Raw genomic sequence first — 10,402 nt, forward strand, 5'->3', positions numbered from 1 at the left:
CCCGCATCTGTCTCGGCTGTATGAGCTTCGGCACCTCGGAGTGGCGCGACTGGGTGCTCGACGAGGAGGCGGGACTCGAACTGGTCGAGCGGGCCATCGACCTGGGCATCAACTTCTTCGACACCGCCAACATGTACTCGCAGGGCGAGTCCGAACGGGTGCTGGGGAAGGCGCTCGAGGGCAGACGCGACGAGAACGTCGTCGCGACCAAGGTGTACTTCCAGATGGACGAGTCGGACCCCAACTCCGGCGGCCTCTCGCGGAAGGCCATCGAACAGGAGGTGGAGAACTCCCTCTCGCGGCTCGGGATGGACACGGTCGACCTCCTCCAGACACACCGCTTCGACGACGACACGCCGCTCGAGACGACGATGCGCGCCCTCGACGACGTGGTCAGGCGGGGGCAGGCGCGGTACCTCGGCGCGTCGTCGATGTGGGCCCACCAGTTCGCCGAGGCGCTCCACACCGCTGACTCGCTCGGCACCGAGCGGTTCCTGACGATGCAGAACCACTACAACCTCCTCTACCGCGAGGAGGAGCGCGAGATGCTCCCGCTCTGTGCGAAGGAGAACGTGGGAGTCATCCCGTGGTCGCCACTGGCGAGAGGCTACCTCACCCGCCCCCACGAGGAGTTCGACGCCACGGTGCGGGGTGAGACCGACGACTACGCCCGCCAGCACCCCTACTTCGAGGGCGGCGGCGAGGAAATCAACGAGCGGGTGCAGGAACTCGCCGCGGAAAAGGACGTGAAGATGGCACAGGTCGCCCTCTCGTGGCTCCTCCACAAGGAGTGGGTCGACGCACCCATCGTCGGCACGACGAGCGTCGAGCACCTCGAAGACGCCGTCGAGGCCGTCGACATCTCACTCTCCGAGTCCGACGTCGAGTGGCTCGAAGAGCCCTACCAGTCGGTTCGGGTGTCGGGCCACGAGTAGCCGCCGTCCTCCCCGTCCCTACCCCCGTTTCGCGAGCGCCGCGCGGTAGTACGCCGTCCCCGCGTCGCTCCGCCGCACGTCTTCGAGCGCCCACCCGGTGCCGACCGTCGCCTCCCGGAGTCGGTCGGGGCTGAACAGCCGGAAGTGCAGCGTCTCGCTCACCGCTCCCTCGTACAGGAAGTGGAAGACGCGCCCGGCGAGTCCCCGGGTCGGGTCCGGGCGGTAGCCGAGGAGGTCGTCGCTCGCCTCGTGAGTCGGGTCGTAGCTGTCGACGACGGCCGTCGCGTCGGCGTCGGTCACGAACGCCAGGTCGCCCAGCCACCGTCGGAGCCCCTGCATCGACCCCGACAGTCCCAGCTGGGTGCCGACGGCGAGCGCCGACCCGAACCGGTCGCGGTCGAACGCCGCGCGGAGCGAGAACATGTCGACGGCGCGCGCGTCCCGGACGCCCCGGTCTCGCATCACCGCGACCAGTGCGTCGCTCACGTCGATGGCGACCGTCTCCACGTCGGCCTGGAAGACGAGCGCGTGCCGGCCAGTACCCGCGCCGACGTCGAGGAGAGGGCCGCGGACCCACGACGACAGCCACCGTCCGGCGTCGTTCTCTCTGTCGAACGGCTCGAAGTAGAACGACTCGATGGGGTGGTCGCGGGTCGCGTCGCCGTCGCGTACGACGAGTGGTTCCGTGCGTCGGTCGTGGTAGTGGTCGGCGACCGCACGGCCGAACGGGTCGGGCATACGTCGGACAGGGTCGACCCGGACCCGGATAAAGTGTGTCAGTCGTCCGCCGGACGCGTCGCTCGCTCGAACGGTTCCAGCGCACGGACCGCCCGGAGCGCGACGAGCGCGATGGCGACTTCGAGGGCGCCGACGAGGAGGAACGCGGGGAGGTAGCCGAGCGACTCGGCGGAGAGGCCGCCGACGAGAAAACCCGTGAGGAAGCCGAGCGAGCCAGCGACGTTGAAGCCGCCGAGGGCGACGCCGCGTTCGTCGTCGGGGACCACGTCCGTCGCCAGCGCCATCGTGGCAGGGGCGACGAGCGCGCCGAAGACGCCGACCACGACCATCAGGCCCGCGGCCGAGAGGAGCGACGGGGCGAGGCCCACACCGACGATGGCGACGCCGTACGCGACGGAGCCAGCGACCACGGGATAGAAGCGCCCGATGCGGTCGGAGACGACGCCGAGCGGGTACTGCAGGAGGGCGAACGGGAGGAAGAAGAGCGCGAGCACCACGCCGGCCCCGGCGGCGTCGAGTCCGAACTGGGTACGGAAGTAGAAGACGCCGACGAGTGCGAAGAAGCCCGCAGTGAGGCGGTCGACGAAACCGAACGCGTAGGGGACGGCGAGCGCCGGTCGAGAGCGAAGGCCGCGGACGATGGCCCCGACGCCGAGGTTCCGCCCGGTCGGGGCGCGGTCGGTCACCGTCAGCGAGAGGAGCGCGACGACGAGGAGCAGTCCCGCGGCGGCGACGACGGGGGCGAGCGGGTCGACCGTCGAGAGTCGACCCCCGACGACGGCGCCGAGCGCGGCACCGAGTCCGATAGCGAGACCCGCCGCACCCATGTTCCGGCCGTTCCCGCCGCTCAGGTCGGCGAGCGTCGTCACCGCCAGCGAGAACGCGCCGATGGTGAACGCGCCGCCCACGACGCGGACGGCCAGCGCGACGCCGAACCCCGCCCCGAGCGCGGGGAGAGTGGCGAGGAGGAGATACGAGGCGGCCCCGCCGAGGGCACCGACGACGACCCACCGCACCCGTCGCCCGGTCGCGTCGGAGAGCGCCCCCCAGACGGAGGCGAAGACGACGAACGCCGCCACCTCGGCGACGAGGAACGCCGTGGCCGCGTCGAGACCATCACCGCCCAGGACGGGGACGAGGTCCGCCAGCCCCGGGTAGAGGAGCACCTGTGAGACGAGGACGCTCCAGACGACGAGCGCGAGGACGACCCGGTCACGACGCTCGGAACCCATCGAGTAGACGAAGTGGTCGGACGGACGAAAGCGTTCCGCGCTCACTCCGCTCAGTCCGAGAGCGTCACCGTGCCGGTCTCGAGGAAAGCCGTCTCGTACCCCTCGTGGCGGGCGACCTGCGGTGGGACCTCGACGGTGAGTTCGACCTCCTCCACCGGCCCGCCGGAGACGGGTGCGCCGTAGTGAAAGCCGAGATCGGCGTCGAGTGCGGGGTCGAGTTGGCCCGCGAACGCCGCCCGACCGTCGCCGGGGACACGTGCGGAGAGTGCCATCCCCGGGACGACGAGGTCGTTGTACGGCGTCGCGGCGGTGACGACGAGGTAGGGGTCGCCGCCGAACCGGTCGGCCGAGACGACGTAGCCCCGGAGGACGAGGTCACCGACGGACGCCTCGCCGAGGGTCTGTCCGGAGACGGAGTCCGAGTCGGGGACCTGACCGACGGGCATCATCTCCATCGACATCGGGGGAACGGCGTCGCGCTGGCCCCGGCGACTCTCCTCGAAGACGGTGTAGTCGATTTCGTTGCGGGCCCCCTCGCGGTAGTCGAACGAGACGGTGGCGGTTCCCGCTTCGGTGAACCGGCCAGAGAACGGGCCGAACCGCTTCACGTTGGGCGCACCGACGCTGACGGTGACGTCGTAGACGTCGTTTCCGTCGAGAGGGAAGTTCGCGCCGTAGTGAAAACCCATCTGCTGGGAGAGCATGGGGTAGACGACCTCCTGGCTCACGAGGCCGTCGTCGGTACGAATCTCCATCGACAGCCCCGTGTTCGGGAGGACGACACCCGTGTCGGGGTCCCAGACGCTCGCCATCAGGTGGACCGCGTCGTCGTCGGCGACGTCGACTCGCTGGCTGACGAACCCGTCCCCCTCCTGCTCGACGGTCCAGAACCGGTGCGGGTAGCTGTAGGTGACGGCCACCCGCGCGTCGCCCGCCATGCCCATCCCGACCATCTCCATGCCCTCGACGTGCGAGGGGACGTAGACGGCGTTCGGGGGGTTCTCGACCAGCGGCGGTTCGGCGCTGTACGTCGTGGTCGAGAAGCCCGCACAGCCAGCGACTCCGGCGAGTCCGCCGGCACCGATGGCACCGAGGAAGCGGCGGCGGTTCAGGCCGCTCATGCGTCGCGGACCCTCCGGAGATCTTCGATGATTCGCCCCTCGTCCGTCTCCTGACCGCGGTACGCACGCTCGACGTAGCCGTCGGCGTTCACGAGGACGATGAGCGAGAGGTGGACGAACATGTCGGGGCCGTCCTCGACCGCATGTCGCTGGAAGGTGACGCCGAACGCGTCGGTGACGACTTCCTTCGCGCGCGCCTCCGTCTCGGGGCGGAGGAACTGCCAGTTCCCGGCCGCGGTGTCGACGTTGAACTGCTCCAGTTCGGCCCGGAGGGCCTCGGCGTCGTCCCGCGCCGGGTCGAACGTAATCGGGTAGAACGCCACCCCGTCCGCGTACCCCTCCTGGACGGAGTGGACCTGCACCTCCCGGAGCGTCGAGAGCAACACCGGGCAGGCCGTCATGCAGTGTGTGAAGACGAACGTCGTCAGGAAGGGTCGGTCGACGTCGCGGAACGACACGGTTCGTCCCGAGAGCGGTGCGGGAACGGTCACGTCGGGAACCCGCTGGCCCCACGCGGGGTACGGGAGGTCCTCGCTCGTCACGTCGGCGGTCCGGTCGGGTGCGTCGAGGGCAACGTTCGGGTTCGCGTCGCCGAGCCCGACGGTCCCCAGACATCCCGCCGTCGCGGCCACGCCGAGCGCCGTGCCACTCGCGAGGAAGGAACGTCTGTTCATCGACCGGGCCTAGGAGGCGTCAGGTAAAGATGCTTGTCTCTCTCTCGGCGCCCGGGAACCGGCGACAACGGTTTACCGCCTGCTTCCCAACCCCCCGCGTGTTCGATCGCGATCTGTCCCGACGGGAGGCGCTGAAACTCGCGGTGGCGACGGGCGGCGCGACGGCGCTGTCGGCCTGTCTCGGGGAAGCCGACGAACCGGTTCCCCGGGGCGACGCGCCGGCCTCGCTCCCCGACGGACAGCACCGCTGGAACGACTTCCTGAACACGGACGACGCCGGCAACCACGAACTGCCACGACACCACGTGTTCCTCTCGCTCGCGCTCGACCACGACGGTCCCCCGACCGCCGAGGACCGGGCGGCCGTCGAGTCGGCCACGGGGACGCTCGACCGTGCCTACCAGTGGAGCCACGCCGGCCTCCTCTCCTCGCTCGCGTACACGCCAGCGTACTTCGAGCGCTTCGACGCCGACCTGGCGTACCCGCTCCCCGAGCCGCGTCGCCTCTCCGACTTCGAGACGCCCGCGTTCGACACCCAGGACGCCCTCCTGCACCTGGCGTCGGACCGCCCCGACGCCCTGCTCGAAGCCGAGCAGGCGCTCCTCGGCGAGCGGGAGACGATGAACGGGCTCGACGTCGAGACGCCGCTCTCGGCGGCGTTCTCGGTCACCCAGCGACGGACGGGGTTCATCGGCGCGGGGATGCCCGCCGAGCGGCAGGGCGAGGTGAATGGAATCCCGAGCGGTGGTCCCGTCCCGGAGGACTCCCCGCTGTTCATGGGTTTCAAGGCCGGGTTCCGGCGGAACCAGGCGAGCGAGTCGGCGGTCAGCATCGAGGAGGGGCCGTTCGCCGGCGGGACGACCAAACACCTCTCGACCATCCGTCAGCGACTCGACGACTGGTACGAGGAACAGGACTTCGAAGAGCAGGTCATGGAGATGTTCTCGCCGCTGCACGCCGAGCGGGGACTCGTCGAGGGCGTCGGGGCGAACCTCGGCGACTTCAGCGGCGTCGACGAGGAGGTGGTCGAGACCATCCGCGAACAGGCGCGGGACTTCGGCCGGGTCGGCCACGCGCAGAAGGCCGCACGGGCCAACCGGGACGCGGAGGGGCGGCCGTTGCTCCTCCGACGACACGTCGAGTCGACCGACGACGGCGAGGCGAGTCTGCACTTCCCCTCCTTCCAGCGGCGAATCGAGTCGTTCGAGGCGGTCCGCGAGGCCATGAACGGTGCCGACCTCACGGACATCCCGACCATCCGCCAGCGCGTCAACAACGGTATCCTCGAGTACATCTTCGTCGTCCGCCGGGGGAACTACCTCGTCCCGCCGCGGCCGCTCCGGGCGCTGCCGACGCCGACGGGACCGGAGGCGTAAGACGAGAGCGGCCGGGCCACACGGACGGCGTCGAACCGCTGTACTGCGGAGAGACTCCGTGGAGTCGGGCAGTGAACCGCGCGGAACGCGGAGTGGAAGGAGCGGGTCCGAGACTCAGAAGTCCAGGGCGACGACGGTCCCGTCGGCGTAGACGACGACGGCGTCGGCGTCGCCGTCCCCGTCGACGTCGCCGAGCGTCGCCCGACCGAAGAGCCGGTCGAAGCCGGCGTCGCTGGCCTCGGCGCTCACCGAGCGCTCGTAGCGTGCGACCACGCCGCCGTCCCCGGGGTCGAGTGCCGTGACGCTGCCGTCGTGGGCGGGGACGACGAGGTCAGGCGACCCGTCGCCGTCGGTGTCGCCGAGCGACGGCGGCGGCATCATCTGCACCGGCCCGTCGGTGACGCGTGTGGCCCACGCCTCCTCGCCCGTCGCGGCGTCGAGCGCGCGGACGGTGCCGCTGTTGTCGGTGACGTACACCTCGCGTTCGCCGTCGCCGTCCCCGTCTCCGAACCCGCCGACGGCGGCGAGCGACCCGACGTCACGGGACCACACCACCTCGCCGGTGGCCCCGTCGACGGCGTAGACGCCCCCGTCGACCGTCGCGACCCAGAGTTCCAGCGCGGGGTCGTCGTCGGCCTGCCCCGACGCGACCCACGAGACGCCGGGGTCGTCGCCGACGCCGGTCGACCACTCGACGTCGGCCGCCGACGTCGCCTCGTCCGTCTCGCCGTCGTCGCCAACCGTTGGCGAGAGGAGCGTGAGCGTGCCGTCGCGCTGAGCGACGAACACCTCGCGGCCCCCGTCGCCGTCGACGTCCGCGACGACCGGGCGTGCCCAGACGTAGTCATCGAGGGCGTACTGCCACCGCCGCTCGCCGTCGGTGTCGAAGACCGCGACGGTCCCGCGGACGTCGACGACGACCGTCTCGGGCGCGGCGCTCGCCCCGATGTCGGCGACGACCGGGCGTGTGTAGCCGTAGTCGGCGAGTGAGCTTCGCCGCAGGAGCGTCCCGTTCTGGTCGTAGACGCGGAGGTCCTCCGCCGTCGTGGCGACGAGCACCTCGTCGGTTCCGTCGCCGTTCGCGTCGGCCACCGCGGGGTCGGCTACGGCGTGGATGGTACACTCGTCGACGGGGGCGCGCCACACGACGCCGCCGTCCGCGCTGTGGAGGGCGGTCAGTTCACAGCCGTCCGCCGTTCCGGGGCCGCTCAGCGGGGCGTACACCCGTCCCGCCGCGACTGCCGGGGCGTGGTGGTTGCCGCCGATGTCTCTCGCGGTGTCGCTCGTCCACAGCGGCGTCTCTGCCGCCGCGCCGCCCGGGACGCCGAGCCCCGTCGTGCCGACGACGGCGACGAGCAGGCCCCCCGCGAGGAGGCCGACGGCCACCGCACCCACGGTTCGGGTGAGGCCGGCGTCGCCGACTGCCCGGCCGACTGCGACGAGACCGACGGCCACGAGCGCGAGGCCCAGTGCGACGCCGACCCACGAGGGGACCGTCGAGAGCGGTGAGAGGGGAGCGGGGTCGCGCGCGGTGCCGCCGTGGGCGGCCACGGAGGTAGACAGAGTGACGAGAGCGGTGACCACGACGAGCGCGACGGAAGCGAGTCGCGCCGCGGTCGTCTGCGCTCGACTGCAGTCCATACGCGTGTGACGGGGAGCGCCGACAAAACGGGGTCGGTTCGGCGTCACACCCAGCCGAGATACGACAGCGACACGCCGACCTGAGCGACGCCGGCGACGACCATGACGAGCGCGGCGACCCGCTGGACGGTCCCCACGTGACGTGAGACGCCCCGGAGCGCGTCGCTACCGACGGCAGCGAGGAGCGTCACGCCGAGGAGCGGCAGCGCCATCGAGACGGCGTAGACGGCGACGACGGCGACGGCCTGTCCCGTCGGGAGCGTGAGCGCCTGAGCGGCGACGCCGAAGACGACGGGGAGCACGCACCCGGCCGCGGCGACGGCGTACACGCCGCCGAAGAGGACGAACCCCGGGACTGACGAGCGATGTTCGGGGAGGAGCAGGTGGACCTGGGGCGCCCGCCCGGTCAACAGCGCGAGTCCGAAGGCGACGAGGGCGACGCCGACGACCGGTTCGAGGACGGCGAGGTTCGAGACGGTGCGTGTCCCGAGCGAGACGAGTGCGCCACCGACGAGAGCGAGGACCGCGAGCGCACCGAGCGTCGCCGCACTGCCGCGGACCACCGCACCGAGGATGTCGGCGTCCTCTTGGCTGAGGTAGTAGCCGACGTAGCCCGGCAGGAGCGGGTACGCACAGGGCGCGAAGAACGTCGCTAGGCCCGCGCTGAGCGCGAAGGCGAGCGTCCCGGAGAAGGCGTCGAGGGCCGGCATCAGACGACAGTCGAGAGCTGCTCGCGGAGCTGTGACTCGCTGGCGACACCCCGGTGGGTCCAGACGACCTCGCCGGAGCCGTCGGCGAGAGCGAGGAAGGGGAGACTGCCGGCCCCGAGTTCGCTCATGAGTCGGCTCTCGGGGTCGTGTCCGACCGTCCAGCGGCCGTCGTGGTCGACCCACCACTGGCGGATGTCGTCCAGCGTGAGGCCGCCTCCGACGCGTTCGTTCGTCACGGAGACGAACGCGACGCGGTCGCCGAACGACTCGTACACCGGGACGAGGCTCCGCATCTGCGCTTCACACGGGACACACCACGTCGCGAAGAGGTCCACGAGCGTCGGGCGCCCGGGGACCGGAACACGCTGGCGGCCCGCGGTTGACCCGCGCGTGTCGATGGTGTCGACGGTGACGGCGTCGCCACTGCCGCCGAGGCCGTTGAACGCGACGTAGCCCGCGCCACCGGTCAGTGCGAGCCCACCGACCGCGGCGACGACCTGTCGACGGTTCATCCGCACGTCCCTCCGTCAGCGGTCGCTCGCATCGTTCGTAGCTCCTCGCCCGCGGGGTAAAGCCCGCGTGGTGTTGTGCGTGTCGCCCGCGCAGCGAGAGACGGGGCCGCCGCTCCGGTGGTCCATGTCCACCGTCACGACCGGGCGCGCTCGACCGCCGAACGGACGGCGTCGAACGTCGCGGACACCTGCTGGCCGTTCACGAACACCGCCGGGGTCCCCTGTGCCCCCATGTCGAGGCCGCGCTGACGGTCGGTCTCGAGGACCGGTCGGTACCGGACGTTCTCCGCGGCCGCCCGGACGTCACAGCCGTCGGCACCGACGTCGTTCGCCAGCGACTCGACGAGCGACATCGAGTACGACCCCTGGTTCTCGAAGAGCGCCTTCGCGTAGTCGAAGAACGTCTCGTCGTCGGTCGAATCCTGGACGGCACGCGCGGCGCTCGCGGTGGCCCACGACCACTGCTGGCTCACCGGAATCGGGAGGTCGTGGTGTTCGTAGCGGACGCCGTCGCCGACGAGTTCGCTCTCGATATCGGGGAACTCCTCGAGGTGGTACGTCTGACAGTGGGGACAGGAGAAGTCCTCGAACGACATGACGGTCACGCCGGCGTCGTCGGGGCCGAGCGCGGGAGCCGGGAGCGACTCGACCGTCTCGCGCGCGGAGAGGTCGCAGTTCGTGTCGTCACCGCCGCCGGACCCGGTGACGGAGCCGAGGCACCCGGCCGTCGCGGCCAGCGTCGCACTGGCACCGGCGAGGAGGGCACGTCGAGTCGTGTGCATACCCGACGTGAGGCGACAGGGCTACTTAGGCGGCGTGGTAGGCGGGCCAACACGGCTTTGTGCGCGGCGTGCCCATCGAGGGTCATGCCGACCGTCCGGTTCCGCGGCCGCGAGTTCGACTGTGTCCACGGTGCCGTCCTCCGCGACGTCCTCCTCGCGGGCGGCGAGTCACCGCACAACGGTGCGTCGGAGGTCGCGAACTGCCGCGGCCTCGGTTCCTGCGGCACGTGCGCCGTCGAAGTGTCGGGTCCCGTCTCCGACCGGACGCGTCGCGAGCGACTGCGACTGCGCGTCCCGCCGCACGACCCCGACGCCGGGCTCCGGCTCGCCTGTCAGACCCGGGTGCTGGGCGACGTCACGGTGGAGAAACACGACGGGTTCTGGGGGCAGCACGTCTCCGCGGGGCGCGACGACTGACTGGCTGACGTTGCCCTACCGCCGGGGCGCGTGGACGATGGGAATCGTCTCCCCGCAGGCGTCGCAGGCCGCGTCTGTCGTCTCTCTCCCCGGCCGGTCCGGGTCGTCGCCGGCGGGTTCTGCCGTGACGAACCGGTGTCCGGTCGGGAGCGAGACGTACGTCGAGGCGCCGCAGGCGGGACAGGTGACCGAGACGAGCGACACGGGACGAAGGGACGTCGGTGCGGGGATTATACGCACCGGTCGGCCTCTCCGTTCACGCCG

The 10,402-nt window shown here is 71.2% G+C and carries 12 protein-coding genes; 3 read left to right on the plus strand and 9 right to left on the minus strand.

The genetic code is table 11. The annotated features are described in order from the left end of the window. A partial coding sequence (locus tag ACESK5_RS17540; RefSeq protein ID WP_372912874.1) for an aldo/keto reductase occupies positions 1-935 on the plus strand: 935 nt, incomplete at its 5' end. 18 nt (positions 936-953) lie between these two features. Here ACESK5_RS17540 and ACESK5_RS17545 read toward each other — a convergent pair. From ACESK5_RS17545 to ACESK5_RS17560, 4 genes are read right to left on the minus strand one after another with little or no spacing between them, the layout of a single operon-like run. Further along, on the minus strand, positions 954-1,673 hold the full coding sequence (locus ACESK5_RS17545; protein WP_372912875.1) for a class I SAM-dependent methyltransferase: 720 nt from the start codon (positions 1,671-1,673) through the stop codon (positions 954-956). Between the two features lie 38 nt (positions 1,674-1,711). Then, positions 1,712-2,905, minus strand: a complete 1,194-nt coding sequence (locus ACESK5_RS17550; RefSeq protein ID WP_372912876.1) for an MFS transporter — start codon at positions 2,903-2,905, stop codon at positions 1,712-1,714. A 50-nt stretch (positions 2,906-2,955) separates the two neighbouring features. Continuing rightward, positions 2,956-4,026 (minus strand): iron transporter, encoded by a 1,071-nt coding sequence (locus ACESK5_RS17555; RefSeq protein WP_372912877.1) that lies wholly within the window; start codon positions 4,024-4,026, stop codon positions 2,956-2,958. Further along, entirely contained in the window at positions 4,023-4,700 is a 678-nt protein-coding gene (locus ACESK5_RS17560; RefSeq protein WP_372912878.1) for an SCO family protein, read from the minus strand. The genes ACESK5_RS17555 and ACESK5_RS17560 overlap by 4 nt, the downstream gene beginning before the upstream one ends. Before the next feature lie 98 nt (positions 4,701-4,798). On the opposite strand from ACESK5_RS17560, the gene ACESK5_RS17565 reads away from it, so the two are divergent. Then, positions 4,799-6,076, plus strand: a complete 1,278-nt coding sequence (locus ACESK5_RS17565) for a Tat pathway signal protein (RefSeq protein ID WP_372912879.1) — start codon at positions 4,799-4,801, stop codon at positions 6,074-6,076. Between the two features lie 114 nt (positions 6,077-6,190). Here the strand turns inward: ACESK5_RS17565 and ACESK5_RS17570 are convergent, their stop codons facing one another. From ACESK5_RS17570 to ACESK5_RS17585, 4 genes are all read right to left on the minus strand, one after another. Next, positions 6,191-7,717: a PQQ-binding-like beta-propeller repeat protein gene (locus ACESK5_RS17570; RefSeq protein WP_372912880.1), complete on the minus strand. Its 1,527-nt coding sequence runs from the start codon at positions 7,715-7,717 to the stop codon at positions 6,191-6,193. A 44-nt stretch (positions 7,718-7,761) separates the two neighbouring features. After that, positions 7,762-8,427: a cytochrome c biogenesis CcdA family protein gene (locus ACESK5_RS17575; RefSeq protein WP_372912881.1), complete on the minus strand. Its 666-nt coding sequence runs from the start codon at positions 8,425-8,427 to the stop codon at positions 7,762-7,764. After that, positions 8,427-8,939: a TlpA family protein disulfide reductase gene (locus tag ACESK5_RS17580; RefSeq protein ID WP_372912882.1), complete on the minus strand. Its 513-nt coding sequence runs from the start codon at positions 8,937-8,939 to the stop codon at positions 8,427-8,429. Before ACESK5_RS17580 ends, ACESK5_RS17575 begins: the two co-directional genes overlap by 1 nt. A gap of 134 nt (positions 8,940-9,073) precedes the next feature. Beyond that, positions 9,074-9,721: a DsbA family protein gene (locus tag ACESK5_RS17585; protein WP_372912883.1), complete on the minus strand. Its 648-nt coding sequence runs from the start codon at positions 9,719-9,721 to the stop codon at positions 9,074-9,076. Between the two features lie 84 nt (positions 9,722-9,805). On the opposite strand from ACESK5_RS17585, the gene ACESK5_RS17590 reads away from it, so the two are divergent. Then, positions 9,806-10,138 carry a 2Fe-2S iron-sulfur cluster-binding protein gene (locus ACESK5_RS17590; protein WP_372912884.1) on the plus strand — a complete coding sequence of 111 codons (333 nt, stop codon included), beginning with the start codon at positions 9,806-9,808 and terminating at the stop codon, positions 10,136-10,138. A 15-nt stretch (positions 10,139-10,153) separates the two neighbouring features. Here ACESK5_RS17590 and ACESK5_RS17595 read toward each other — a convergent pair whose 3' ends face one another. Further along, entirely contained in the window at positions 10,154-10,342 is a 189-nt protein-coding gene (locus ACESK5_RS17595) for a hypothetical protein (RefSeq protein WP_372912885.1), read from the minus strand. Positions 10,343-10,402 lie beyond the last annotated feature (60 nt).

Source organism: Salinigranum sp., from assembly GCF_041641895.1.
Lineage (GTDB): Archaea > Halobacteriota > Halobacteria > Halobacteriales > Haloferacaceae > Salinigranum.